General features: G+C 66.9%; 22 protein-coding genes and 2 pseudogenes. 13 read left to right on the top strand and 11 right to left on the bottom strand.

Annotated features, from left to right (window positions below; genetic code table 11):
• The first annotated feature begins 13 nt into the window (after nt 1-13).
• Nucleotides 14-1469 (top strand): annotated as a pseudogene (gene mnmE / locus OMK73_RS28075) (tRNA uridine-5-carboxymethylaminomethyl(34) synthesis GTPase MnmE).
• 12 nt (nt 1470-1481) lie between these two features.
• Here the strand turns inward: mnmE and OMK73_RS28070 are convergent.
• Nucleotides 1482-2315 (bottom strand): AraC family transcriptional regulator, encoded by an 834-nt coding sequence (locus OMK73_RS28070; protein ID WP_267604900.1) that lies wholly within the window; start codon nt 2313-2315, stop codon nt 1482-1484.
• A gap of 457 nt (nt 2316-2772) precedes the next feature.
• Between OMK73_RS28070 and OMK73_RS28065 the strand changes: the two genes are divergently transcribed.
• Nucleotides 2773-3225: a PA2169 family four-helix-bundle protein gene (locus tag OMK73_RS28065; protein WP_267604899.1), complete on the top strand. Its 453-nt coding sequence runs from the start codon at nt 2773-2775 to the stop codon at nt 3223-3225.
• A 100-nt stretch (nt 3226-3325) separates the two neighbouring features.
• Here the strand turns inward: OMK73_RS28065 and OMK73_RS28060 are convergent, their stop codons facing one another.
• On the bottom strand, nt 3326-4003 hold the full coding sequence (locus OMK73_RS28060) for a methyltransferase family protein (protein ID WP_267604898.1): 678 nt from the start codon (nt 4001-4003) through the stop codon (nt 3326-3328).
• A 338-nt stretch (nt 4004-4341) separates the two neighbouring features.
• Here OMK73_RS28060 and OMK73_RS28055 point away from each other — a divergent pair, with 338 nt between their 5' ends.
• The 7 genes and pseudogenes from OMK73_RS28055 to OMK73_RS28025 all read left to right on the top strand — a co-directional run bounded on the left by OMK73_RS28055 (nt 4342) and on the right by OMK73_RS28025 (nt 9981).
• On the top strand, nt 4342-5256 hold the full coding sequence (locus OMK73_RS28055) for an acyltransferase family protein (RefSeq protein WP_267604897.1): 915 nt from the start codon (nt 4342-4344) through the stop codon (nt 5254-5256).
• Nucleotides 5257-5558: 302 nt separating this feature from the next.
• Nucleotides 5559-6599 (top strand): annotated as a pseudogene (locus OMK73_RS28050) (acyltransferase family protein); the annotation flags it as partial.
• Between the two features lie 294 nt (nt 6600-6893).
• Nucleotides 6894-7301, top strand: coding sequence for a hypothetical protein (locus OMK73_RS28045; protein WP_267606541.1), 408 nt, complete (start codon nt 6894-6896; stop codon nt 7299-7301).
• Nucleotides 7302-7651: 350 nt separating this feature from the next.
• The gene (locus tag OMK73_RS28040; RefSeq protein WP_267604896.1) at nt 7652-8230 is read left to right on the top strand and encodes an OB-fold protein; all 579 of its coding nucleotides are present in this window, start codon (nt 7652-7654) and stop codon (nt 8228-8230) included.
• A 35-nt stretch (nt 8231-8265) separates the two neighbouring features.
• Complete coding sequence (locus OMK73_RS28035; RefSeq protein ID WP_174424410.1) at nt 8266-8469, top strand: hypothetical protein; 204 nt, start codon at nt 8266-8268, stop codon at nt 8467-8469.
• Nucleotides 8470-8936: 467 nt separating this feature from the next.
• The gene (locus OMK73_RS28030) at nt 8937-9197 is read left to right on the top strand and encodes a hypothetical protein (protein ID WP_267604895.1); all 261 of its coding nucleotides are present in this window, start codon (nt 8937-8939) and stop codon (nt 9195-9197) included.
• A gap of 226 nt (nt 9198-9423) precedes the next feature.
• Complete coding sequence (locus OMK73_RS28025; protein ID WP_267604894.1) at nt 9424-9981, top strand: Sbal_3080 family lipoprotein; 558 nt, start codon at nt 9424-9426, stop codon at nt 9979-9981.
• A gap of 191 nt (nt 9982-10172) precedes the next feature.
• Here the strand turns inward: OMK73_RS28025 and OMK73_RS28020 are convergent, their stop codons facing one another.
• The 3 genes from OMK73_RS28020 to OMK73_RS28010 form a co-directional block, all read right to left on the bottom strand.
• The gene (locus tag OMK73_RS28020; RefSeq protein ID WP_267604893.1) at nt 10173-11144 is read right to left on the bottom strand and encodes a M14 family metallopeptidase; all 972 of its coding nucleotides are present in this window, start codon (nt 11142-11144) and stop codon (nt 10173-10175) included.
• 155 nt (nt 11145-11299) lie between these two features.
• Nucleotides 11300-12268, bottom strand: coding sequence for a Bug family tripartite tricarboxylate transporter substrate binding protein (locus OMK73_RS28015; protein WP_267604892.1), 969 nt, complete (start codon nt 12266-12268; stop codon nt 11300-11302).
• Between the two features lie 244 nt (nt 12269-12512).
• The gene (locus OMK73_RS28010; protein WP_267604891.1) at nt 12513-13442 is read right to left on the bottom strand and encodes a LysR family transcriptional regulator; all 930 of its coding nucleotides are present in this window, start codon (nt 13440-13442) and stop codon (nt 12513-12515) included.
• A 162-nt stretch (nt 13443-13604) separates the two neighbouring features.
• On the opposite strand from OMK73_RS28010, the gene OMK73_RS28005 reads away from it, so the two are divergent.
• Complete coding sequence (locus OMK73_RS28005; protein WP_267604890.1) at nt 13605-14510, top strand: MerR family transcriptional regulator; 906 nt, start codon at nt 13605-13607, stop codon at nt 14508-14510.
• 469 nt (nt 14511-14979) lie between these two features.
• Here the strand turns inward: OMK73_RS28005 and OMK73_RS28000 are convergent, their stop codons facing one another.
• The 6 genes from OMK73_RS28000 to OMK73_RS27975 all read right to left on the bottom strand — a co-directional run bounded on the left by OMK73_RS28000 (nt 14980) and on the right by OMK73_RS27975 (nt 20839).
• Entirely contained in the window at nt 14980-15852 is an 873-nt protein-coding gene (locus OMK73_RS28000) for a metal-dependent hydrolase (protein ID WP_267604889.1), read from the bottom strand.
• 70 nt (nt 15853-15922) lie between these two features.
• Nucleotides 15923-16885: an alpha/beta fold hydrolase gene (locus tag OMK73_RS27995; RefSeq protein WP_267604888.1), complete on the bottom strand. Its 963-nt coding sequence runs from the start codon at nt 16883-16885 to the stop codon at nt 15923-15925.
• Complete coding sequence (locus OMK73_RS27990) at nt 16882-17796, bottom strand: SDR family NAD(P)-dependent oxidoreductase (protein ID WP_267604887.1); 915 nt, start codon at nt 17794-17796, stop codon at nt 16882-16884. The genes OMK73_RS27995 and OMK73_RS27990 overlap by 4 nt, the downstream gene beginning before the upstream one ends.
• A gap of 77 nt (nt 17797-17873) precedes the next feature.
• Complete coding sequence (locus tag OMK73_RS27985) at nt 17874-19481, bottom strand: flavin-containing monooxygenase (protein ID WP_267604886.1); 1608 nt, start codon at nt 19479-19481, stop codon at nt 17874-17876.
• Nucleotides 19482-19754: 273 nt separating this feature from the next.
• Nucleotides 19755-20135 (bottom strand): helix-turn-helix transcriptional regulator, encoded by a 381-nt coding sequence (locus OMK73_RS27980; protein ID WP_267604885.1) that lies wholly within the window; start codon nt 20133-20135, stop codon nt 19755-19757.
• Nucleotides 20132-20839: an AraC family transcriptional regulator gene (locus OMK73_RS27975; protein ID WP_267604884.1), complete on the bottom strand. Its 708-nt coding sequence runs from the start codon at nt 20837-20839 to the stop codon at nt 20132-20134. Before OMK73_RS27975 ends, OMK73_RS27980 begins: the two co-directional genes overlap by 4 nt.
• A gap of 233 nt (nt 20840-21072) precedes the next feature.
• Between OMK73_RS27975 and OMK73_RS27970 the strand changes: the two genes are divergently transcribed.
• The 3 genes from OMK73_RS27970 to OMK73_RS27960 all read left to right on the top strand — a co-directional run bounded on the left by OMK73_RS27970 (nt 21073) and on the right by OMK73_RS27960 (nt 24518).
• Nucleotides 21073-21657 carry a hypothetical protein gene (locus OMK73_RS27970; protein ID WP_267604883.1) on the top strand — a complete coding sequence of 195 codons (585 nt, stop codon included), beginning with the start codon at nt 21073-21075 and terminating at the stop codon, nt 21655-21657.
• A 52-nt stretch (nt 21658-21709) separates the two neighbouring features.
• On the top strand, nt 21710-23305 hold the full coding sequence (locus OMK73_RS27965; protein WP_267604882.1) for a GMC family oxidoreductase: 1596 nt from the start codon (nt 21710-21712) through the stop codon (nt 23303-23305).
• Nucleotides 23306-23582: 277 nt separating this feature from the next.
• On the top strand, nt 23583-24518 hold the full coding sequence (locus tag OMK73_RS27960) for a TetR/AcrR family transcriptional regulator (RefSeq protein ID WP_267604881.1): 936 nt from the start codon (nt 23583-23585) through the stop codon (nt 24516-24518).
• Nucleotides 24519-24813 lie beyond the last annotated feature (295 nt).

Genomic DNA, 24813 nt, shown 5'->3' with positions numbered 1-24813 from the left:
TGCCACGACCGCCATGACCGCAACCCACTCCCTCCAGACCCGCTCCACTTCCGCCATTCCCATCGCTGCCATTGCCACCGCGCCCGGGCGCGGCGGCATCGGCGTGGTGCGCGTGTCCGGCCCCGACGTGAGCGCGATTGCACAGGCCGTGTGCGGCCAGGCGCTTAAACCTCGCCACGCCACCTACCTGCCGTTCCTCGATGCGCGCGGCAAGGCGATCGACCATGGCCTGGCGCTGTACTTCCCCGCGCCGCATTCCTACACCGGCGAAGAGGTGCTGGAGCTGCAGGGCCATGGCGGCCCGGTGGTGATGCAGATGCTGCTGGCGCGCTGCCTGGATGCGGGCCGCGAGATTGGCCTGCGTCTGGCCGAGCCGGGCGAGTTCACGCGCCGCGCCTTTCTCAACGACAAGCTCGACCTGGCCCAGGCGGAAGCCGTGGCCGACCTGATCGAGGCCAGCACCGAAGCCGCCGCGCGCTCGGCCGCGCGCTCCATGGAAGGCGTGTTCTCCGACGCCATCCGCGCGCTGGTGGAGCAGGTGATCCACCTGCGCATGCTGGTGGAAGCCACGCTGGACTTCCCCGAGGAAGAGATCGACTTCCTCGAAGCCTCCAACGCGCGCGGCCAGCTGGCCGATATCCGCGACGCACTGTGCAGCGTGCTGGCGCAGGCCAAGCAGGGCCTCGCTGCTGCGCGAGGGCTTGTCGGTGGTGCTGGCGGGGCAGCCCAACGTGGGCAAGTCGTCGCTGCTCAATGCGCTGGCCGGCGCGGAACTCGCCATCGTCACGCCGATCCCCGGCACCACGCGCGACCGCGTGCGCGAGACCATCCAGATCGAAGGCATCCCGCTGCATATCATCGACACCGCCGGCCTGCGCGAAGACGCCACCGACGAAGTCGAGCGCATCGGCATCGCGCGCACCTGGGAAGCCGTGGGCCGCGCCGACCTGGTGCTGCATCTGGTGGACGCGGCCGACTACGTGGAACACGGCTTGTCGGAGATCGACGGCGCCATCGACGACCGCCTCTCCGGTCATTTGCCCCCGGGCTCCCCGATCCTGCGCGTGGTCAACAAGATCGACCTGGCGCCCAAGGTAGGCGAGCGCCACTTCAGCGCGGACCGCCCTCACGTGGTCGCCGCCATCGGCCCGAACCCGGCCGAGGTATGGATCTCCGCACGTACCGGTGCCGGCATCGACCTGCTGCGCGGGCAATTGCTGCGGCTGGTGGGTTGGCAATCGGGCAACGAAGGCACCTTCCTCGCGCGCGAGCGGCACCTCACCGCGCTGCGCAGCGCGCAATCGCACCTGGACCTTGCCGAAGAGCGCGCGGCGCAGCAAGCGCAGGCGCTGGACCTCTTTGCGGAAGAACTGCGCCTGGCGCAGGACCATCTCAACAGCATCACCGGCGAGTTCACCAGCGATGATCTGCTGGGGACGATCTTTACGCGGTTTTGTATTGGCAAGTAGGCCTTTGCAGACCTACTTCACCGGCATGCAGATCCGCGTCTGCAATTGCGCGGGCGGCGTGATGCGGGGATCGTTCACGTACTGCTCGAACATCGGAAAATCCGCCGGCACCTCCCCGCTGTTCGGCAGCCACTCCGAGAACATCCAGTTATAGGCCTTGCTCATCTCGTTGTAGGGGCCTGTGTAGGTCAGTATCGCGCAGCGGCACTTCGGGATCTCGAATCGCTCGAGCTCCTCGCCCAGGTCGGCATCCGGCGCAACCGACATGCCGGCCAGCGAGCGCAATTGTGCGGTCGGCACCTGCTCGGGATCGCTGAAGTACACGCCAAAACCGGTGGCGTCCGGGCTGGCAAGGCCGCGGCTGGCCGCCAGCATGAAGGCGCGGGTGAATACCGGGCCGATTTCCTGATAGCTGCCACGATGGGGCAGCGCGGCCAGAACGGTGCCGGGAAAGGTTTCGATCGTGATGGGATACATGCCAAGCTCCTGAGGGTTGAAGGGACTGGAGCGGGCTGCGCGATACCGCCCCGGCGATATGCCGAAGGCCGCGCCAAATGCCCGGTTGAACGCCGCGTCCGACTCGTAGCCGGCGCGCAGCGCCACATCACGCAATGCCGCTTCGGTACCCGCCAGCGCGATCGCCGCACGGTGCATGCGGATGCGTTGTACCGTGGCGTTCACCGTTTCTCCCATCATCGCGCGGTAGACGCGATGGAAGTGATACGGCGACAGGCAGGCCAGGTCGGCCAACTGGTACAGATCCGGGTCGGCGTCAGGGTGGCTTGCCAGCCACCGCAGGACGGGTTCCATGCGTTGGGCGTACTGGATTCGGGTTTCGGGTTTCATCAAGTGATCTCCATGGAGCGCAAGGTACCGGGAGGCGGTTTGCAGATTTTGCGGTTTTGCGTGGGTCAGGTGGCGCGGGGTGTCGGCAAGCGCGGGTCGGAGGTTGATTTCCATTGATTTTCATTGATTTCTAAACGCGTTGATTCACCACCCGCTGGGTGGAGAATCGGATTCCGGTGATCTGTAGCACACAAACCGGCCAGCATCCTCAACGAGTCCGCACACCCCTCCTATACTGAAATCCCAAACCCTCGCCCGCCGCTGGTCCACGCGGCTGCCAGCGTGCGAGCCATCGCATAAGTGCCGCGCGGCAATCAAGGCAAGCACAGGGAGCAGGGGCCTGAATCCCGGACCGGCATCGACGCCAGGCGTGTAGCGTGCGGCGCCGATGTACGCGGGGATTCACATGAGGATGCATACAGGCTCCTGTCCATGCAAGACCGGCAAGGAGATCGTCATGACCAACGCGCAAGGACAAATCGTCGGCACCCTGAACCACCTGATCGAGGTCGGCAAGGACGGCGAGCTCAGCTGCTCAACCGGCGCCCGTGAAGTGCATAACCCGGAGATACGCGCCATCCTGGCGGGCACGGCGGAATCGTGCCGCGCGTCCGTGATGGAGTTGCAGGCACTGGTGACATCGCTGGGCGCGGAGCCGCGGGATCGCGGCACCATGGGCGGCACGCTGCATCGCGGCTGGATGGAGGTGCTGCACGTGATCGCGCCGCACAACGATGATGCGGTGTTGCAACTCTGCGAACGCGATGAGGAAACGGCAAAACGCGAATACCAGTCGGCCCTGATGAAGGACATGCCGCCTGAGATCCGCGCGGTGGTGCAGCGCCAGTACGAGGGCATACAGTGGCATCACGATCGCATCCACGCCATGCGCGGGATGCAGATCCATTGAGGCTTCGCTGCGTAGATCGCCGGCAATAGCCAGCGATAACCTGCGATAGCCAGAAAAGACCGGCTGCCTTCCAGACTCCTACGAGACGCCTACCAGACGCCTACCAGACGAACGGAACCAGCCGGTATCTCACCCGGGCCGCATACACCGCGTAGCCTGCAAGGCCGCGCTGCAGCTCGCGGTCTTCCATTGCCGTGCGCAGCACGATGGCGCCAATGAGCACCAGCGAGGCGGCAACGCCGTACCAGGAGCCGAGCATCAGCGCATTGGCGGGCAGGAACACCAGCATGGTGGCGTAGAGCGGGTGGCGGACCACGGCGTAAGGGCCGCTCGACACCACCCGGTGCCCGCGCTCGGCCTGGATCCTGACCACGGCCGCGAGGAAGGTGTTTTCATGAAACACGCGGTCGATCGCAAAAAATGACAGCACCATCAGCACCGCGCCCAGGCACTGCAGCCAGAGCGGCATCACGGACCAGTGAAAGCGCACCGCATCCAGGCCCATCAACACCATCCAGGCGATCCACGCCGCGGCCACGAACGGCAGCAGAATCTTGTCCCAGACCGGCTGGCCGGGTTGCAGCGGCATTTTCATGCGCTCGGCGAGCAGCGCCGGATCGTGCCGCGCCAGGCGCGCCGTGAGCCAGAAGCCGCCACCAAAAAACAGGATGAGATAGGCCCAGGCGGCGGGCCAGGCCAGCGTGCCTGCGGCGCCAAACAGCAAGGCCGCAAAGAGCAGGCCTTCCACCGCTAGCGTGAACCCGACCTTGAAACCCATGGCGCCTGCCTCCTTGCTGCCGAACCGGTAGCCGCGCGTTCGTCATCCTTTCACGTTAGCACGCACTTGGTATGCCTGCGCACAGAGAGCGGGCGCGAGGCAGGCTAGATTCATCTCGCATGCCCACCGGCTACGCGTGTCGCGCGAGAGCCACCGCGATGCCGGAGAGCGTCGTGGCGTGGCGGCAGGGAGGCATGGCAGAGTACCGCGCCCCCCGAGACTTTGAGGGGTGAGAAAAATGAGCCGTCGCGTTCTAGAGCTGACCGGGCTTCGCTGCGTTGCGGTGATGCTGGTGGTCATCAGCCATGCGGAGCACATGACCAAGGGGGTACACGGGATTGCTTGCGCCACTGCGGTATTTCGCGAACGGCGGCGTTGGCGTGTTTATCTCGTTCGTGCTGAGCGGCTTCCTGATTACGGAGCTGTTGCAGGCTGAGTGGCGCGCCTGCGGCTCCATCAAGCTGATGCGTTTCTATGGCCGCCGCGCGCTGCGCATCTGGCCGGCTTTCTATGTCTATCTCATCGCGCTGGGCCTGTTTGGCATCGCCGGGCTGATCGACGTGGATGTGCGGCAAATCCTGTTTGCGGCAGCGCACCTCTGGAATTACTCCGAGATGCTCGGGCTGGGCAACGTCAACATGGCGCATCCCGTCGGCGCGTGGCTGCTCGGCCATTTCTGGACGCTAGCGCTGGACGAGCAGTTCTACTGGCTGTGGCCGCCAGTGCTGTTGCTGCTGCTGCGCCGCAGGGATCCGCGCTGGCTGGTGCTGGTGATCATGCTGATGCCGCTGCTCAGGGTGCTCTGCTATTTCGCGACACCTTCGCTGCGCGGGCAGTTGGGCTTGATGCTGCACACGGGCGTGGACCCGGTACTGATGGGTTGCTATATCGCGCTGGACCGCGAGCGCCTGAAGGCACAACTGAACGCGCGCTTCGCCGGCGCGTTCGTGCTCCCGGCGCTGATCCTGGTACTGCTGCTTGGCCTGCCTGTCATCGGCACCCTGGCCGGCGGCATCTGGACGGCGACCTATGGCCCGGTGGCGCTGGCGGCGGCAGTCGGCTTGCTGATCCTCGCCGTGGTGGAGCGCCCGGAACTGTGGATATCGCGACTGCTCAGGAGCAAGGCCTTTGTGTTCGTCGGCACGATCTCGTTCAGCCTGTACGTCTGGCAGCAATTGTTTACCAGCGCGGCATCGCCGCTGGCGCTGCGCTTCCCTTTTGCATCCTGGAGGCGCTGGCGGCCGCGGCGCTGAGCTACGCGCTGGTCGAAGCGCCTTTCCTGCGCCTCAGAAGCTGGCTTGGCAAGCGAGCGCAGGCGGCAACCCTGGAGGCGGGGAGCGAGGAGGGCGGCGCGCACCCGCGCAGCGTCGAGGCCGAACCGCTCCAGGACTTGCCGCAACAAGCCTTGTAAGCCGCAGTTGAGCGGAGCTGGCCCCTGTTTCTGTTGGCTGCCACACCAACGCAGGCAGGGCCTGGCGGTACCTTGTGACATTGCGCCGCGGCAGTCCGGGGGCACGCCCGCGTGGGCCGTGTCCATCCCCAGCAGGGAGTGAACATGAACAGAGACGGTACACACTTATCCGCGCTGGACGGTGTGCGGGGCCTGGCGGTCCTGATCGTCATGCTTTATCACTTTGCCCACGTGGGCCTGGTGTCGGACCTGGCGCTCGACCGGGTGTTCTACCAACTGTCGATGACGGGATGGATCGGCGTGGATATCTTCTTTGCGCTGTCGGGATTCCTGATCACGGGCATCCTGCTGCGCACCAAGGGCACGCCCAACTACCTGCGCGCGTTCTACGGCCGCCGCGTGCTGCGCATCTTTCCGCTGTACTACTTCTACCTGGCGGTCCTGTTCGTGCTGCTGTTTCCGCTGATCTCGCACCGGCTCGGCGACAACGAGCAGGCCAAGCTGGAGGCGGTGCAGGCCAGCTGGCCGTGGTTCGTGCTGTATCTGTCCAACCTCAAGCAGGCGCTGACCGGCACGTTTTTCGGGGCGGGCGCGGGGCATTTGTGGTCGCTCGCCATCGAAGAGCAGTTCTATGCCGTGTGGCCGTTGCTGGTGCTGCTGCTGCCGTTGGCCGCCATGCGCCGGCTGTGCTTTGTGCTGCTGGCGGGTACGCTGGCGGTGCGCGTCGGCATGGTCATGCAGGGCTTCGGCGCGGACGCCATTTCGGTGTTCACGCCGGCCCGGCTGGATGGCCTGGTGGGGGGCGCGTTGCTGGCGATGGCGGTCCGGCGCGGATTGCACTTCAAGCCCTGGCTGGTGAAAGCGGCGCCGTTCGCGCTGCTGGTGCTGGTGGGCGGGCTCGCGGCCATGGGTTCCCGGCTGGAATCCAGCCCGCTGATCTACACCGTGGGCTTCTCGGTGGTTGCCGTGGTGGCGGTGGGCCTGATCTACGCGGCCTGCGCCACGGACCGGCACGCCGTGTTCAGCAACCGGTACCTGGTGTTCCTAGGCAAGTACAGTTACGCGCTTTACGTGTTCCACCCGATCATCCGCGTGGTGGCGGTCAAGGCGTTCGGCGAGCCGCGCCTGCTGCTTGGCAGCCAGATCCCGTGGCAACTGGGCTTTTCGGCGGCGTGCCTGTGCGCCTCCATCGCAGCGGCCCTGCTCAGCTGGCACCTGATCGAAAAACGCTTCCTGGGGCTGAAGGACGTGCTGTTCCCCAACCGGGTCCCCACGCCGGCACCGCCCCTGCCATCGGCCGCCTTGCCGGCGCGGGACGCATTCGGGGCCGACCCTGCCAGGGGGGACGGCCCATCATCTAGGCGTGCCGGTCCACGGCGGGCGGCGGCCTGGCAGTGCCGGCCCGCTGGCCCACCGATGAATCGCATGCGGGCACGGCCAACGGCTACAATGGGCCGTTTCAGCGAACGAGCCCCTGCCATGACCGATCATCCCCGCTTTACCCTCAATCGCTCGCTCGTCGTATTGGTGCCGCAGCAGCCTTTCTTCGACTGGATCATGGCCGTGGATATCGACCCGGTAGCCACGCTGACCCTTGAGCATGTGCGCGAGGACCAGAGTGTGTTCCTGGTGCCGGACGATGTGGCGACCACGCCAGAAGCGCTGCAGTGGGTGGAGCAGCGCTGGCGCGCCCTCTTCGAATTCATGCTGGGGGAGTGGTTCGACGAAAGCCTGTGGCCACAAACGCTGACGCTGGAGCAGTTCCGTGACTGGTTCACCGTGCAGCACCACTCGATGGTGTTCGACATGGCGCCGGACACCCCGGTCGAGCACGAGGACTGGGACGAAGACGACGACGACGAAACCGGGCTGCGGCACCTTCACTGATCGCTGCTTGCCGGTTGCGGCGTGATGCGAGGCATCCTGGCGGCGCCGCCAAAGCCAGCCTTACGCCACACCCTCGCCATGAAGTGCATGCGCAACCCCACCCGGATCCCCACACCACACCCCGTCCAGGCTGTGGACAAGTCTGTGGAGAAGACCGAACAACCCTGTGGGCAAAGCTGTGGGCAACTTTTTGGGCAGGTCCCTCCCGAGCGCCTGGACTGGCACCGCCAGCCCTTGCCACAGGCGGGCTGGCAGCCGATCCGAGCGCGCCGGCACGCAGTGCGGCGCGCGCGCTGCGCGAGCTGGTGCCTGCCAGCGCAATGGCCTATTTCTATTGCAGGAAACCCCGGATGTTGAACCGTAACCAGCAAATCCTTATCGGCGTTGTCGCCCTTGCCGTCCTTGGCATGTTGTGGCTCACCGGCAACCATGAAGAGCAGCAGGAAGAACCAGCCGCCGAGCCGGTCAGGGCGGCGTCCGCGGCGGTGCCGGAGCCGAACGCCGGCGCGCGCGGCGTGCCCAAGAACGGCACGCTGGACCCGATCAGCATCGACCCGAACCGCTCCACCGACATCTTGCCGCAATACCAGGCGGACACCCTCGTCGACGATTACCAGGAAAACAGCGGCGCGGCCAACGACCGCTACCTGGGCAAGTATTTCATCGTGGAGGGCATAGCCAGCGGCGTGCGGCGCGAGGGAGGCGACACGGTCTTCCTGGATATCCGCTCCAATAGCCCGACCCTGGTGGTGCGCGCCAAGCTCCTGCCGATCCAGATCTGCGGCCCCGCCGGCCGCACCTGCGAGGTGGAAGCGCGCGGCACCATGGTCCGGCGCGGGCAGAAGGTGGCGGTGGAATGTACCGGCGCCGGCCAGGTGGAAGGCTCGCCAGTTCTCGAGGGTTGCCTTGTGCGTGGCGGCGCCAACTGAGCGCGAGCACTGACTTACCCACACCGATATCCAGCATGCAAACCCTGCTTTCCGTACTCGCCCTGACCATCCTGATCGTTACCGTGGTGGGCCTGGTCTCACCGCCCTTCATCAGCAACGCCTTCCTGAAGGGCCGCCCGGTGGGGCGCCTGCAGATCCTGCTGGTGGGAGTGTTCCTTGCCGCGATCTGCCTGATGGTGGTGGGCACGATGGCCAGCGGGGGCGCGGCAAAGGCCTGAGGCACCTGAAGCGCCTGACGCGACAGACGAAGCCGCCGATCGGGCCAAAGCCGCGCGCCATGACGACGGCTGTCGCTCCCTCTCCCCTCAGGGGGAGAGGGGTGGCTTAGCTAGGAGCCACCGGAAGCGGAGCCCGTGGTGTTTTCCAGCACGACGGCGTAACGAGCGCCCGCCCTCTCCCCCAGCCCCTCTCCCGCACGCGGGAGAGGGGAGCACGACAACGCAGATCCGGCCGGCCCCTCCAGCCAGGCAGGAGAGCAGAGCAAACCAGTGGTCCAATCGCCTCTCCGGCGCCTTGTAGGACACATCCCACAGCAAGATCGGTGCGCCGTCGATAATGGCGCGCTCCGGCGCTGTGTATCTTTCCATCACGATACCAACAAACGTCAACGACGCTACAAGGCCGCAAGCTCCCAGGAGCCCGGGCCGCGCTGAATATCATGATGAACGTCCCCCTCCCGGGCAGTATGACCGCGCCGCAAGCCCAGGCACTTACCAACATCCTCGCGATTACGCGCCGCGAGTGGCAGGTGACAGGGCTCGGCCCCCTCGCCGTGGGTCATGGCCACCCGGGCGGCCGCCGCGACGGCACCAGCAAGGACCAGCCAGCTGGCCTGTCGGCCCCCAAACCCCGCCAGCGCCGCCGCGACCCGCTCGCGCAGCGCGCCGCCCGTGCCTTCGAGGTGCAGGTGATGGCGCTGCGCTGCCGCCAGGCTTTTGTGCTCTGAGACTCACCCGCGCAGCCAATCCGAACGCTAGTAGTCTCCAAGGGTAGTACCCCCTCTTGGCCAGCCTCTCCGGCTGGCCGTTTTTTTGCCTCGGCGGCCACCGCGCTCCACGGAACCGGCGCAGGACCGGCGCAGGACCGGTTTACCCGCTCTGTTCCAACGATTGCCAACGCCGCGATGGCCTAAAGTTGGCGGGCGCGCCTGCCGACAACACGGTTCGGCACCCTTGCAGCAGCGTTTCCAGGAGCATCATGAAAAAGCATTGCTAGCCGCCAGCCTAGGCTTGCTGGTCACCGGCTGCGCCACGTACCAGGCCGTCGTCCCGGTCGACCGCGGCGACCGTATCGCCGCCATGCAGCCCGCCGACGGCACGCTGTTCTGCGTGATTGCCAACGCGGGCAGCGGCAATGCCTACGCGGAATTCATCCGCGACTCGGTGCAGCAGCGCGGCTTTGAGTTCAAGATGCTGTCGCCCGGCTCGTCGGTGGCGTCGTGCCCCTATACCGCCACGGTCTACATGCAGCGCCAGACCTATTGGCGCGATTTCCTGAGTACGGCGGAGATCATCGTCTACATCAATGGTGAGCGCGCCGGCAAGGCGAACTATGACGCCCTGCGCAGCGCCGGCGGCCTCAACCTGAGCAACCTGGTCCCGCCCGAGATGAAGATCGACGAGCTGTTCGAGCAATTGCTGCCCGGCATGCGGCCAAAGCCGTCCACTGCCGGCGCACCGGCCGCGCCCGCCGCGCCGGCTTATCCCACCTCGCAAGCCACGCCAGCCTGAAGACCTCCACCGCCTGACGCAGGTCGCCTTGACAAGGGCGTACCCATTACAGCTAGAAGTGCAGCTTTGTTCCCTTGCGGAGTGCACAGACGCGCGCGAGTGGTGCCCCATCAGGGGACACCTTCAGGGGACACCTTCCGTGCGCGTCGCGCCCATCCATCAATCGCTTAACCGATTAACCGATCACCCGATCAGCCCACCAGCTGACCCAGCCGCACCACCGTCACGCCCGGGCGCAATTGCCGCAACGACGGCATCACCAGCACGCAATCCGGGTAAGGCGTGACCACCGGCTCGCCGTCGCGCCAGCCGATCACGGTGCCGGCTTCGGCGAAGGTTTCCAGCCCGGTGTAAGAGCCGGCGAAGCGGAAATCCATGCTGCTGGCGACCACGGGCTCGGTCACGCGTACCACCCGCTGCGGTGCCACGGGCAAGAGCCAGCCTGCAGGCACGTCGCCAGCGTCGATCACGCCGGCATTGAGCAGGAAGCGCGCGGTGCTGTCCTTGGCCACGCCCACGGCAGCGGTTTCCCAGTGCTGGCCGCATTCGACCAGCAGCGCGTTCCTGGCGCTGGCGGGGTCGCCAAAGCCTTCGTAGTCGCGCATGCGGCGGCCTTCTGGATGGCCCTCGTCCACGATCACGTTGGCCGGCGCGCCCACGGCGCGCGCCAAGGCGATGCCCTTGTCGAGCGGGCCGGAAACGATCAGCGGCAGGCTTTTCTCGTGCATGGAGTGCAGGTCGAGCAGCAGGTCCACGGTATCGATGACCGGGCGCATGGCGCGCGCGCGGCGCAGCTCGGACGAGTCACGGGTGGTGTCGTCCAGCACGGCTGCCGTCCACACGCGGTTGAAATCCTGGTCGACATAGCGCGACGCATCCGGGCGGGCCGCATCGAAGCTGTGATACGCGTCGACGTTGGCAAAGGCCAGCGTCAGGCGGCCGCGGCGCGGGCGCAGGCCGAGGTCCAGCAGCGCCTTGACGGTGATGGCGCCGCACACCTCGTTGCCGTGGGTCAGCGCGTTGACCATCACGTGCGGGCCGGGCACGCCGCTGTCGAAGGTGTGGACGTAGGGCACGCCGGCGTTGCCGGTGGCGTAGGCGGAGATATCGGGAAATTCGACTTCAACCGGGTAAGCGTGGAAGCTGGGGGCAGTGGTCGTCATGTTTTTGGGTCGGGGAGGTTGCCAGTGGGTTCGACTTAACAATGAAGAAGCAACGAACAAGCGAGGAAAGGCGGGCGGCCGATGCCGGCACCGCCACTTGCGGCAAGCAAACAACAAGCGGACAACAAGCAAATGGTACGCCTGCCGCCTTCCCCTTATTCGTGAATGCCGGCGGTCTGGACGATGCTCTTGTACTTCACCGTCTCGCGCTTGATAAAGCTGCCGAACTGGCCCGGGCCGCCCGGCGCCACTTCCACGCCGGCCTCGGCCAGCTTCTTCTTCACGTCGGGCATGGCCAGCACGGCCTGCATCTCGGTGTTCAGGCGATCGACCACGGTGCGCGGCGTATTGGCCGGTGCCATCAGGCCAAACCACACGCCCATGTCCACGCCCTTGAGCGCGCTGCTTTCCGCCAGCGCGGGCACGTTGGGCGCCACCTGGGCGCGGTGCCCTTCGGTCACGCCGTAAGCCTTGACCCGGCCGGCCTGGATATGCGGCAGCGCCGACGACAGCACCATCACGGCGAGGTCGATCTGGCCGCCGAGCAGGTCGGTGGACATGGCGGACGCACCCTTATAGGGCACATGGGTGATGTTGACCTTGCCTTGCTGCTTGATGAGCTCGCCGGCCAGGTTCAGCGGCGTGCCCACGCCGGACGAGGCATAGGCCAGCTTGCCCGGCTGCGCCTTGGCCAGCGCGATCAACTCGTCGGCGTTCTTGGCCGGCAGCGCGGACTTGCCCACCAGCACCATCGGCTGGGTGCCGACGAAGGTGATCGGCGCCAGGTCGCGCTCGCCGTCGTAGCGCACGGCGGGGTTGGTCAGGCGCGCGATCGAGACCTCGCTGCCCGAGCCCATCAGCAGCGTGTAGCCGTCGGCGTCGGCCTTGACCACCTTGGACGCGCCGATGGTGCCGCCCGCGCCGCCCAGGTTCTCGATCACCACGCTCTGGCCCAGGCGCCTGCCCAGCTCCGGCGCGATGGTGCGCGCCACCAGGTCGACGCTGCCGCCCGCGGTGTAGCCCACCACCAGGGAAATCGGCTTGGTCGGCCAGCCCGAGGCGGCAGCGCCGCCGGCAAGCAGGCAGAAGGATGCGGCAGCAGCCGCGCGCAGCAGTTTGTTCATGGCAGGTCTCTCCGTTTTTAGATTTGGCCGTAGGCAGGTATGCGGCGATCTTAAAGAGCGTGCGGCTGCAACAACGTGCGGCTTTGGCAATGGCGCTTGCCGTTTTGGCAAGGGGGTGGGGGAGGAGGAGCGGGCGGCTTCGTGCAGGATCCGGTGAGTGCGCCTGATCAATGTGTCGATGGCGGCGATCCTGCTGGTCCTGACGGTGGTGGCGTTGATGCGTTGATGCGCTGATTGCTGACGGCTAGCCTGCCACCGCCGCATTCCAGAAGGCCTCGCCCAGCGGCCGCATCGGCGCGCGCGGGCGATACAGCAGGATCTGCATGGCGAGGTCCGTCTCGCCGCCCACCTCCAGCCCGGCGCGCACCAGGCGCCCCGCGTGCAGGTCATCGGCAATCAACCTGGCGGGCAGCCACGCCAGGCCCATGCGCTGGCGCACCATTTCATGCACGGATTCGGCGAAGTCGCTTACCGCGATCACGTCGAGGCGGCTGGCCAGCCCGCGCCGCGCGATCTCGCCGTTGACCATGCGTCCCAGGGTGAGCGTTTCGGCGTAGGCGATCATCGGCACCGGCGCGCGCTGGCCGCGCGCTTGCAACTTGTACAGCGGCCCGCCGCCGTCCGCCGCCGCGCTCACGCAAACCAGGCGTTCCTCACCCACCAGGTAGTACTGGTAGCGCGCGCTGTCGAGCGTCACCGGCTGCTCCGGGGAGTTGTAGCAGAGCAGGAAATCCGCGTCGCCCTCAGTGAACATCGCCAGCGCGTCATGCGTGGAAAACGTGGAGAGCCGGGTGCGAAAGTTGGCCGCCACCGGATCCTTGCGCAACGTGTGGCGCAGGCCAGCCAGCCACGCCGGCACCATCGAACGCGCGAGCGTCTTGCCGGTGGCAATCACCACGGTACTGGCATCGGCCCGATGCGCCGCGCGCAGCGACAAGCGCGTCTCGTCCAGCGTGCGCAGCGCGCTCTGCGCGGCTTCCAGGAACTGGCGCCCTTCATCGGTGAGGCGCACCGGGAACACGCTGCGATCGATCAGCGGTGCGCCCGCCCAGACTTCCAGCGCCTGCATGCGGCGCCCGAATGCCGGCGGCGTGACGTTGCGCAGCTCCGCCGCGCGCGCGAGGCTGCCGGCCTGGGCCAGGCATACAAAATCCTCAAGCCAGCGGATATGCATAAGGACTCGCGCCGGGGCGCGTTGCGAAGTTGAAGGGGGACGATCAAGGTGAATGCCGCCGTCTCGGGAGCGGCGCTGCGAATATTGTAGCTGTAGCTGGACGTGCCCCGGCGCGCGGGATGCGACACACGGCGGCGGCACGACTCGGGTAGAATTTTTGCCATGGCCCTCTTCAAGCGCAGCCCTGCGCCCACCTCCCCGTCTTCATCCGCGTCTTCATCCGCATCCGCCGCCCACGATGCCGCCGGCTCCGGCAATGGCAATGGCACGCCGCCGGAATACACCATCGACGAGCTTGCGCGCGCGGCCGGCACCACGGTGCGCAATGTGCGCTCCTACCAGGACCGCGGCCTGATCGATCCGCCCGAGCGGCGCGGCCGGGTGGGCATCTACACGCAGGCGCACCTGGGCCGGCTACGGCTGATCAACCACCTGCTGGCGCGCGGCTATACGCTGAACAATATCCAGGAGCTGCTCAAGGCCATCGTGGAAGGCCACGACCTGCGCTCCATCCTCGGGCTGGAATCCGCCATCAGCAGTCCGTGGACGGACGAAGCGCCGCGCCACTATTCCTACCTGGCGCTGGCCAAGCTGTTCGGCCGCGCGGTGTCGCGCCCGGCGCTGGCCAAGGCCATCGCGCTCGGCCTGCTGGAGCCGGACGGCATGGGCTACCTCGCGCGCAGCCCGCGCACGCTGGCCGCCGGCGCCGAGATCGCACGCGCGGGGTTTGCGCTGGAGGATGTGCTGTCCATCATCGAGCACGCACGCGGGCACTTCGAGGCCGTATCGGACCGGATCGTGGCGATGGTGGTGCGCGAGCTGGACCGCTTCGGCGAAGGCAAGCTGCCACCGCCGCAGGACGTGCCCCGGCTGGTGGATATCCTCTGGCGCATTCGCCCGCTGGCGATGGTGGCGGTAGAAGCGGAGATGATGCGGGCGCTCGAGCAGTCGGCCAACAAATACCTCGGCGACCGCGTGGCAGCCATCATCGAGCACTTGCACGATAAACCGGAAGAGAGCGGCAAGGGCAATGCACCGAAGGGCGCGGCCCGGAAGACAAAGCGCTGATACAGGTACGCGAGCGAAGCCGCAACATCAAGCGCCCGCCCTCTCCCCGGCCCCTCTCCCGCAAGCGGGAGAGGGGAGCAAACCAGCGTAGATTGGACCAGGGTAGATTGGTAGACGTGCGGAGCGCCTGAAGGGCGGGCCGCACCCCAGCGCGATGCGAAGCGAGCCGTCAAGGTTTTCATCTCCCGTTATGGGGCGCCTCGTCGGCAGGCAAAAAGAGCGGAAAAGAGGGACCCATGTTTGAGCATCGCCCTAAGGCGATGTGAGTTTGGGTCCCGGCCGCTCTTTTTGCCTGCCGACGAGGAGTCTTTCGCCCCATCCGGGTCGCCTTCTTTGCCTACTTTCTTGGCGAGACAAGAAAGTAGGTCGCCTCCCCGCAGGGGAGGTGAAACGGCTTTTGACTTTAAGCCTTTGACTTTAAGCCTTTGACTTTGACTTTGAAGTCAACAGCCCCCAAACCACCAACAACCTACACCGCCCCCCTCACCGAAGGCGCCCGACCAGATACCCCAGCCCGCACCGAAGTCGCCTCGATCTCCGCAATCAACGGCTCGATACGCGCCAGCTGCGCACGATTATCGTGATCCCACGGATGAAACCCCGGCCGGAAATAATCAAACCACTCCGGCATCATCTTGCGCAACACACCAGGCTTGCCCCACAGGAACCGCACCACGCCGCCAAAGCCACCGAGCTTGTTGCGGCACTCGCGATCCGCCATCACCAGCCGGATGTGGAACACGAACACCATCGCCCAGAACGTCACGGTGGTGGTGAGCATGGTGAAGGTGCGCAGCAGATACCGATAGAGCCCAGGCTTCATCACGGCATTCCAGACGTCGTAGGCCACAGCCTTATGCTCGGTCTCTTCCAGCGCGTGCCAGATCCACACCTGGTGATAGCCGGGCTCGGAGCCGCCCATCTGGTCCGGGTCCGCCAGCAGCCCGCCGGCAAGCATCGCGGTGTAATGCTCGAGCGCAATGGTGTGCGCGAGCTGCCATGACCTGGGCAGTATCTTGCGCAGCAGTTTAAGCAGCTTGGCCACGAACTGGTCGAGCGGCTCGGCGGGCAGGCCCGCATCCGTCATCAGCCGGTTGTAGAGAATATGCTCGCGCGTGTGCATGGCCTCCTGGCCGATAAAGCCCACGATGGCGCGCTTGAGCTCGGGGTCGGTCACGTCGTCGCGATAGGCGCGCACGCTGTCCATGAAGAAGCGCTCGCCCGCCGGGAAGAAGATCGAAAGCGCGTTGACGAAGTGGGTGACATGGCGGCCCCGTACGTGCCAGTCGCTGATGCGGCTGGCGGGCAAGTGGGGATGCACATCGCGTCGGACTGGCATCATGATGGGTACTCCTGTCGATTCGTGGAATGCGTCGGGTGCGTCGGGTGCGTCGGGGGTTTCGGCGGTGGCTTCAGCACCCGTCGAGAAAAGGCAGCAGGTCCGCAGCCACGCGTTGCGGATCCTCTTCCATCGGGATATGGCCAAGGCCCGCGTAGCGCTGCAGCCGCGCGCCGGGAATGCGCCCGGCAAAGGCTTGCGCATGCGCCGGCGGGATCCAGCGGTCGCGCTCGCCCCACAGCACCAGCGTGGGCGAGCGGATGCCGTTGAGCGCCAGTGTGTCGAGCGCATCGAAATCCAGCTTGGGCACCATGCGGCCGACGGCTTCGCGGCTGCCCTCGGCGTAGAAGAAATCGACATGGCGGCGGAAGGTGCCTTCGTCCACGCGCGAGGCATCGCCGTAGACGTCGCGCGTGGCGGCGCGGATCACGAACTCCGGCAACAGCCACGGTGCCGACCAGCGCACCGCCGCGTGGTTGAACAAGGCGATATAGAGCGGCAGCTTCATCGGGAAACCCGCGGCGTCGATCAGCACCATCTTGTCGACGCGGCCGGGATGGCGCGCGGCCATGTCCCATGCGATCAGGCCGCCCAGCGAGTTGCCGATGACGCTGGCGCGCTGCAGGTGGATGGCATCGCAGAAGGCGTCGATGAAGCGGCGGTACGTGTCGACGTCCATGGTAAGAATGCGCCCGCGCGCATCGCGCAACGGCCCGGTCAGGCCAAACGGCGGCAGGTCCACGCGCAGCACGCGATAGCGTTGCGCGAGCGCCGGCGTCACGCCTTGCCAGGTGTGCAGCGAGGCGCCGAAGCCGTGGATCAGCAGCAGCGGCTCGCCGTCGGGCACGCCTTCATCGGTGTAATGCACCAGCGTGCCCATCACCTGCACCCAGCGCGAAGCGGGCAGCGCGTAGCGTCTGGCGAGCGTTTCACGTGACAAGCTGAACAGCCCTACGCGGCCCTGGCCGAACCAGCGCGTGAGCGCGCCGGGTGGCTGCGAGAGGCGGCTGTCCGCCGGCATGGCGACGCGGTTCATTGCGCGTCTCCGCCGTTGCCGCTGGCCTTGGCCGGCACCGTGTTGGGCACGTCCGCGGCAGGCTTGCCGAGCGGCCCTTTGCGGCGCGCGTCGAACACCACCAGCTTCTGGTAGGCGGCGGGCAGCAGCCGCGCCATCATGTCGGCGGCAACCGCATCCGGCCCGATCAGCACGCGGCGGCGGTTGTGGCGCACGCCGTTGAGGATCACGCGCGCGGCCTTGTCCGCCGTGGTGATGAAGTACTTCTCGAACTCGTCGCGGCCCTGCTGCTCGTCGTGCACCAGGAAGCCGGTGACGTTCGCCGAAATGCGGCTGGCCTGCGCAATATTGGTCTTGATGCCGCCCGGGTGCACGCAGGTCGCGGACACGCCGCAGTCGAACATGTCGAGTTCCTGCCGCAGCGATTCGGTGAAGCCGCGCACCGCGTACTTGCTCGCGTTGTAGCCGCTCATGCCGGGCTGCGCGAAGATGCCGAAGATGCTCGACGTATTGATCACGTGGCCTTCGCCGCTGGCCTTCAGGTAGGGCAGGAATGCCTTGGTGCCATGCACCACGCCCCAGAAATTGATGCCCATGATCCATTCGAGATCTTCGTAGCTCATGCCCTCGATGGTGCTCGACAGCGCCACGCCGGCGTTGTTGAAGATCAGGTTGATGCGCCCGTGCGTGCGCGCGGCCTGCTCGGCCCAGGCGTACATCGCGGCGCGGTTCGATACATCCACGCAGTGCTGCGTGAAGACCAGGCCTGGCGCCGTGCGCATGACCTCGGCCACCGTCTGCGCCAGGCCCTTTTCATTGCGGTCCGACAGCGCCAGCTGGCAGCCTTCGCGTGCCAGCGCGAGCGCCAGCGAGCGGCCCATGCCTGAGCCTGCGCCGGTAATGGCGGCCACCTTGTTCTTGAAATCCTTCATGCGCTGTCTCCTCGGTGTTCTTCTGGTGTTCTTCTGGTGTTCTTTTGGTCTTGTTCTCGGCCGGGCACGCAGCGCGCTCACGCCTGGGTGGCCTGGGTGGCTTCGCTGGCCGTCGCACCTGCTGTCGCCGGTCTGGCTGCGAGCGCGTGGTGCGTCAGCGGACGGATCTCGTAGTCGGCCATGCGAAAGCGCGCGGTGGCGCGGCGGAACTGCCAGGTGAATCCGGGCCACAGCGTGGTGTTCTTGCCGGTCTTGGGGTCGAGGTACCAGCTCACGCAGCCGCCCTCCGACCACACCGCGCCCGCCAGCTTGCGCTGCAGCCCGGCGTTGTAGTCGCGCTGCGCGGGCGCTCGCACGTCGATGGCCTGCACGCGGTGCCGGCCCATGGCCTTGAGCGCGCCGAGAATGTAGTTCACCTGCGACTCGATCATGAACACCATCGAGCTATGCCCGAGGCCGGTGTTGGGGCCCACCACCAGGAACAGGTTGGGGAAGCCGGCCACGGTGGTGCCGAGATACGCCTCGGCGCCATCGCGCCATGCGTCGAGCAGGTCGGCGCCGTGCTGGCCGAGGATGGCGCCGCGCGGAATCGGATCGGTGGCGTGGAAGCCGGTGCCAAAGATGATGCAGTCAGCCGGGCGGCGGGAGCCGTCGCGCATCACGATGGCGTCTTCCTCTACATGGTCGATGCCCTGGGTCACCACATCCACATTGGCGCGCGCCAGCGCCGGGTAGTAGTCGTTGGAGATCAGCACGCGCTTGCAGCCGATGGTGTAGTCCGGCGTGACGGTGGCGCGCAGCGCGGGGTCGGCGACCTGCCGCTTGATATGGCGGCGTGCAATGCGCGCCACCACCGTCATCAGCTTCGGATGCACCACGAAGCCAAGCACGCGCGACTCCAGCGCCCAGTAGATGCCGGTGCGCATCAGCTTTTGCGTGAGAGGCAGGCGGCGGAACAGCCAGCGCTCGGTGGCCGACACCTTGCGATCGGGCTTGGGCATGATCCACGGGGGCGTGCGCTGGAACAGGTCCAGGTGCGCCACCTGCGGCGCGATCTGCGGCACGAACTGGATGGCGCTGGCGCCAGTGCCGATCACCGCCACGCGCTTGCCCGCCAGCGCGTAGTCATGGTTCCAGTGCTGCGAGTGAAACGCCTCGCCGCGAAAACGCGCCAGGCCCGGGATATCGGGATACGCTGGCCGGCTCAAGCCGCCCATGCCCGACACCAGCACGCGAGCCCGCACGCGCTTGCCATCGGCCATGTCGAGCTGCCAGGTGCCGCTGGCGTCGTGCCACGCGGCGCGGCGCAGTTCGTGATTCAGGCGCAGGTGCGCTCGCAGGCGGAACTGGTCGGTGCAGCGCTCCAGGTAGGCGCGGATCTCCGGCTGCGGCGAAAACATGCGCGACCAGTTGGGGTTGGGCGCGAAGGAGAACGAGTACAGGTGCGACTGCACATCGCAGGCGCAGCCCGGATAGTGGTTGTCGCGCCAGGTGGCCCCCACCGAGCCGGCTTTCTCGAACAGGGCGAAGTTGTGCAGGCCTGCCTGCTTGAGGCGGATCGCCATGCCCAGCCCGGCGAAGCCGGTGCCGATGATGGCGATATCGCAGTACTCGGTGGGGCCGTGGCCCTCCGGCGATGGCCCGGCTGTGGATAACTCTGGGGGCAGGTCCGCTGGCGCGTTCATGGGCTGTCTCTCGTGTCGCTGGCGTGCACGGCGGGATGCCGTACCGCGTCGCAACATCATTGATTGTGACATTGATGGATGTCATCGTAGGCACGCCAGCGCCCCGGGTCAACACGGGGATTTGAATCGTTCTTCTAATTTTTAGCGGATTTTAGTGGCGCTTTGAGCGCATGAAACAAGCAGAAAGCGCGCTTTTCCGCACTGGCGGGCGTACCCACCGCTGCGTTTGAAACCGGCACCGATCTACCGAACATTGCCGAAAGGCGGCGGCTGCTATCCCGGCGCGCGCCCCAGCAACCGCTTGCGCCAGGCATTCGGGGTTTCCTGCGTCCAGCGTTTGAACGCATGGCTGAACGCGCTCTGCTCCGAAAAGCCGAGCAGCATGGCCAGCTGGGCGAGGCTGATGGCGGGGTCCGCGAGGTAGTGCTCGGCCTGCGCGCGGCGCACGCCCTCGACCATCGCGGAGTAGTTCAGTCCCTGCGCCTGCAGCCGCCGCTGCAGCGTGCGCACCGGCAAGCGCAGGTGTGCCGCCACCGCCGCGATCGGCACCTCGCCCCGATGCAGCGCGCCGCGGATAAAGGCACGCGCCTGCGCGATCTCGCCGGCGCCGTCCGCCTCCAGCGCGCGCAACTGGGCCTGGGCGATACGCGTCATCTGCGCCTGCATTTGTGCATCGGCCTGCATCGAGGGCGCGCCAGCAGCGCGGGATCGATGTGCATGGCGTGGCGGCCGGCGTTGAAGGCCACCGGGCAGCCGAATACCTGCGCGTAATCGTCGGCGTGGCCACCGGGTGGCGGCGCGTGGGGAAACTCGATGCGCTCGGCAAAGAAGCCGTCGCCCAGCAGCCAGCGGGCAAAGCAGATCCACGTGGCCATGTGCAGTTCGTGCGCGTGGCGCGACAGCGGGCCGTGCAGGGCTTCCCACGTCATCCAAGCGCCCTGCGCCGTTTCATACAGGCGGGTGCGGCCGATATCGTTGGCCAGCACCTCGTAGCGGATGCCCTGCAGGATGGCCTCGCGCACGGTGGGCGTGGTCAGCACCACGTAGCCCATCTCGGCGTAGTGGCGCGGCCGGAACGCCGCGCCCGCGTGCAGGCCAGCCAGCGGATCGCCGGCAGCGCGCGCGAGCGCATCGAGCAGCGTCAGGTAGTGCGCGGCGCCGATGCGCGTGGCGGGGCCGGCCGCGCATTCGAGCAGGGCGGGATCGAGCCCGGCGAGCGCGAGCTGGTCGGCCGGCGCAATGCCGGCGGCCTCGCCATAGTCGAGCACGTTGCGCAGGTAAGGCAGCGACACGGTGCCGGGCGATGCGCAGGCAATGTCGGTGATGGCGGCGGGGAGCGCCGCGTTGGCGCGTGGCATCAAATCACCTGTCATGCGGGATCAAGACCGGGGACCGATCTTTATCCAAACTGCGGCGAGCGTCAATGCGGGCTATCCGCAACGGACAACGACGTGAGCCGAAGCCGACAAGATGCGCCAACGCCCTCTGGAACGACGACGGTGTTTACTCCCTGGGAGCAAGCCAGCCGTAACAGACCCGCCCGGAGGTCAGCTGAGCGCTGAGCTAGAAGCAAAACAAAACAGGAGACAACATGCCCGTCCCATTGACCGAGCCGCCCGCGTCCGCGCTGTCGCGGCGCGGCTTTCTCATGATTGGCTTCGGCTTGTCCGCCGCGCTCGCATGCGCCGGCCTGGTCCCGGCATTGTCCGGCTGCTCGCCCGCGCAGAAGCAGCCCGCCACCGGCATGCAGTTCCTGCGCGAGGGCGATGTGGCGTTGTTCACCGCGCTGCTGCCCGCCGTGGTGGCGGAGCTCGCCGAGCGCGAGCGCGGCCAGCGCGAACTGCTGCTCGGCCATGCCGTGGCCAACGTCGACGCCACATGCGCCGCGATGGATGCCAACGCGCGCGCGGAATTGCGCAAGCTGCTCGACCTGCTCGCCATCGGGCCCTTGCGCTGGGCACTCGCCGGCGTGGGCCAGGACTGGAGGGAGACCGACACGCAGCAGGCGCGCCGCTTTCTCGCGCGCTGGCGCGCCAGCCGCTTCGCCACCTTGAATGCCGGCGCCGTGGTGCTGGTCAAGCTCAGCAGCGTGGGCTACTACCTGCTGCCGGCGGCGTGGGCGGGCAGCGGATATCCCGGCCCAAATCCCGCGGTCTTTCGTGCGCTGCACGCCTGATGCGAACCGATACCCGATTCCCGATACCCGCTACCCCATACGCGAAACCCTCATGGCCATTCCCGATATCTATAGCGCCGGCATTGCCGCCGGCTGGAACGTGGTGGACGGCGCCGCGCTCACCGCGCCGCTTTCGCTCGACGCCGACGTGGTCATTGTCGGCAGCGGCGCTGGTGGCGGCGTCGCCGCCGAGATCCTCAGCGACGCCGGCTTGCGCGTGGTGCTGGTGGAGGAGGGCGCGCTGCGCACCTCCGCCAGCTTCAAGGACATGGACGAGGGCCGCGCTTATCGCGAGCTGTACCAGGAGGGCGCGGCGCGCGCCACTTCCGATGGCGCCATCGCCATCCTGCAAGGGCGCTCGGTGGGCGGCAGCACGACGGTGAACTGGTCGTCGAGCTTTCGCACGCCCAAGGAAACGCTGGCGCACTGGGCCGCGCACCACGCCGTGAGCGGCCACGGCGCCGCGGACATGGCGCCGTGGTTCGAGCGCATGGAAGCACGGCTGTCGGTAGCGCCGTGGGGCATGCCGCCGAACAACAACAACGATGTGCTCAAGCGCGGCTGCGACAAGCTGGGCTGGGAGTCGCACGTGATCCCGCGCAATGTGAAGGGCTGCTGGAACTCCGGCTATTGCGGCCTGGGCTGCCCGGTCAACGCCAAGCAATCGATGCTGGTCTCGACCATTCCCGCCGCGCTGGCCAAGGGTGCCACGCTGGTCCACCGCGTGCGGGTGCGTGCGCTGGCGCACGATGGCAAAACGGTCACCACACTCGCAGGCGTTGCGCTGGGAGCCGATGGCCGCACGCCCACCGGCGTCGCGGTGACCGTGCGCGCGCGCCACTATGTGGCGGCCGGCGGCGCCATCAACACGCCGGCGCTGTTGCTGCGCTCGCGCGTGCCGGACCCGTATCAGCGGGTTGGCGTGCGCACCTTCATCCATCCGGTCAACCTGAGCGTGGCGGTGATGCCCGAGCAGGTCGATCCGTACTACGGCGCGCCGCAATCGATCGCCTCCGATCACTTCCAGTGGAGGGACGGCGCCACCGGCCCGATGGGCTACAAGCTGGAAGTGCCGCCCTTGTTCCCCGGCATCAGCGCGGGCGTGTTCAACCAGGTGGGCGACGCGCTGCGCGCCGACATGGCCGCGCTGCCGCATACCAACGCCATGCTGGCGCTGCTGCGCGATGGCTTTGTGCCGCAGAGCGAGGGCGGGCGCGTGCGCCTTGCCGACGATGGCAGCCCGGTGCTCGACTACGACGTGAGCGACTATGTCTGGGATGGCATGCGGCGCGCCTGGCTGAGCATGGCCGAGGCGCAGTTCGCGGCGGGCGCGCTGCGGGTGCGGCCGGCCCACCTGGATGCGCCGTACTACGACAGCTGGGCGCAAGCCAGGCAGGGCATTGCCACGTTGCCGCTGGCCAAGTTCCGCGCGGCGCTGTTTACCGCGCACCTGATGGGTGGCTGCGCCATGAGCGACCAGCCGCAGGGCGGGGTGGTCGACAGCCATGGCCGCCATCACCAGCTGGCTAACCTGTCGGTGCTGGACGGCTCCGTGTTTCCGACGAGCATCGGGGCGAATCCGCAACTGTCTGTTTTCGCACTAAGCGCGCAGAACGCCCAGGCGCTGGCGGGGCAGCTGGCCCGATGAGCGCCGCGCGCCGATCCGCGCGGCCGCGGGCCTTGGCCCGCAAGGCCGCGCCCCCTTAAGCAGGGAAGCAAAAGCCGGAACGGCGCGCGCGGCATGCAGGCACAATCCAACCACATTAGAGGCAACGCTCCAAAATTGCACTTGTGAAACGCTCGCAGCGCTCGCTAGGCTCCGTACAACTGTTTCAAGCATCCGTTTGCCGTCAGAGCACGGAGCTGCTGCAGTGGGTAGAGTTTTGCTGGGGTTGTACGGCATGACCATAAGAGAGACGCCCCCTATGAAGACCGGAAAAGGCACAGCAGGAGACACCAAGGCCCGCATTCTCGACGCCACCGAGCGCTTGTTCATCGAGGTTGGCTACGAAGGCACCTCGCTACGGCAAGTGACATCGCGCGCGATCGTCAATCTGGCCGCGGTCAATTACCACTTTCGCAGTAAAGAAATCATGATGCAGGCGGTCCTGGGCCGCCGGCTCGATCCGCTCAATATGCGCCGCCTGGCGCTGCTCGATGCCTGCGAGGCACGCTGGCCGGGCGCGCAGATCCGCTGTGAACACGTGATGGGTGCGCTGTTCGTGCCCGCGCTGCAAATGGCGCGCGAGCCCGAGGCGGGTGGCCCGTCGTTCCTGCGGCTGCTGGGGCGCGTGTATTCGGATACCTCTCCCTTTATCCAGTCGTACCTGCAAGGGCATTACGCACCGGTGTTCGGCCGCTTCTCCGACGCCTTCGCCCGCGCACTGCCCGAGATCCCGCCGCAGGAACTGGGCTGGCGCCTGAACTTCGCGCTCAAGGCGCTGGCCGGCGTGCTGGCCGGCGAAGAGCTTGGCAATCTGCTGCCGGCCTTCACGCAAGGCAAGGACCTGAGCGACGCGCACGTGCTTGCGCAGTTGAGCGCGATGGTGGTGGCTGCGCTCAAGGCACCCGTGCCCGCCAGCCAGCAACTGTGCGCGCTGCAGGACGTGTACCAGATCGGCGAGGCCCAGCACGCAAAAGAGCATGCTGAGCAAGCCGCGCTCCATGCGCTGGTGGCAGAACAGGCGCAACGCGCCGACACCCTTTCCGTTGCCGTGCGCAAGACACGCCGCGCGGCACGCAACGAGGGCACGACGCGCGCCGCCGTCACCAGCATGGCGGTGCGTGGCGCGCGCGAACACCCCATCGTCTTCCCGAGCAATCCGCTCGACGACTGGATGCGTACCCGCTCCAGAACCTAGCGGCGCGGCAGCGCCGGTCAACCGCCGGTGCATGCCAAGCCGCCTCCAGGAACCCGAGTTGCGCCGTCTCGCTTGAGCCAGGCACCCGGCCGTCTATCGTCTATTGCCCGGTATTTTCCAGCAGCAATCCGCACTCAGGCATTCCGTTCTCAACGACACCACGCGTGCGCGAAGCGCACGCGGTGGACCGCTGTCGCCCGCGTTGCGCGCGGGCCGGCGCCACAACCGGAGATCCGCATCGTGAACGCCTTGTACTCCCATGCGCTGAGCGCACCCGTATCCGCACTGAGAAAGC

Source organism: Cupriavidus sp. D39 (assembly GCF_026627925.1).
In the GTDB taxonomy this organism is placed as follows: Bacteria; Pseudomonadota; Gammaproteobacteria; order Burkholderiales; family Burkholderiaceae; genus Cupriavidus; species Cupriavidus ulmosensis.
This window is presented reverse-complemented; position numbering and strand designations above follow the sequence as displayed.

Bases quoted from the DNA above. Each gene is read 5' to 3' on its own strand.
- OMK73_RS28040 (WP_267604896.1), top strand. From the start codon at position 7,652: ATGTTGAACCGTAACCAGCAAATCCTTATCGGCGTTGTCGCCCTTGCC.
- OMK73_RS27980 (WP_267604885.1), bottom strand. From the start codon at position 20,135: ATGACGCGTATCGCCCAGGCCCAGTTGCGCGCGCTGGAGGCGGACGGC.
- OMK73_RS28010 (WP_267604891.1), bottom strand. From the start codon at position 13,442: ATGCATATCCGCTGGCTTGAGGATTTTGTATGCCTGGCCCAGGCCGGC.
- OMK73_RS27995 (WP_267604888.1), bottom strand. From the start codon at position 16,885: ATGAACCGCGTCGCCATGCCGGCGGACAGCCGCCTCTCGCAGCCACCC.
- OMK73_RS28065 (WP_267604899.1), top strand. From the start codon at position 2,773: ATGACCAACGCGCAAGGACAAATCGTCGGCACCCTGAACCACCTGATC.
- OMK73_RS28035 (WP_174424410.1), top strand. From the start codon at position 8,266: ATGCAAACCCTGCTTTCCGTACTCGCCCTGACCATCCTGATCGTTACC.
- OMK73_RS27985 (WP_267604886.1), bottom strand. From the start codon at position 19,481: ATGAACGCGCCAGCGGACCTGCCCCCAGAGTTATCCACAGCCGGGCCA.
- OMK73_RS28070 (WP_267604900.1), bottom strand. From the start codon at position 2,315: ATGAAACCCGAAACCCGAATCCAGTACGCCCAACGCATGGAACCCGTC.
- OMK73_RS27990 (WP_267604887.1), bottom strand. From the start codon at position 17,796: ATGAAGGATTTCAAGAACAAGGTGGCCGCCATTACCGGCGCAGGCTCA.
- OMK73_RS28020 (WP_267604893.1), bottom strand. From the start codon at position 11,144: ATGACGACCACTGCCCCCAGCTTCCACGCTTACCCGGTTGAAGTCGAA.
- OMK73_RS28015 (WP_267604892.1), bottom strand. From the start codon at position 12,268: ATGAACAAACTGCTGCGCGCGGCTGCTGCCGCATCCTTCTGCCTGCTT.
- OMK73_RS27975 (WP_267604884.1), bottom strand. From the start codon at position 20,839: ATGCCACGCGCCAACGCGGCGCTCCCCGCCGCCATCACCGACATTGCC.
- OMK73_RS28000 (WP_267604889.1), bottom strand. From the start codon at position 15,852: ATGATGCCAGTCCGACGCGATGTGCATCCCCACTTGCCCGCCAGCCGC.
- OMK73_RS28005 (WP_267604890.1), top strand. From the start codon at position 13,605: ATGGCCCTCTTCAAGCGCAGCCCTGCGCCCACCTCCCCGTCTTCATCC.
- OMK73_RS27960 (WP_267604881.1), top strand. From the start codon at position 23,583: ATGAAGACCGGAAAAGGCACAGCAGGAGACACCAAGGCCCGCATTCTC.
- OMK73_RS28030 (WP_267604895.1), top strand. From the start codon at position 8,937: ATGACCGCGCCGCAAGCCCAGGCACTTACCAACATCCTCGCGATTACG.
- OMK73_RS27965 (WP_267604882.1), top strand. From the start codon at position 21,710: ATGGCCATTCCCGATATCTATAGCGCCGGCATTGCCGCCGGCTGGAAC.
- OMK73_RS28060 (WP_267604898.1), bottom strand. From the start codon at position 4,003: ATGGGTTTCAAGGTCGGGTTCACGCTAGCGGTGGAAGGCCTGCTCTTT.
- OMK73_RS28045 (WP_267606541.1), top strand. From the start codon at position 6,894: ATGACCGATCATCCCCGCTTTACCCTCAATCGCTCGCTCGTCGTATTG.
- OMK73_RS27970 (WP_267604883.1), top strand. From the start codon at position 21,073: ATGCCCGTCCCATTGACCGAGCCGCCCGCGTCCGCGCTGTCGCGGCGC.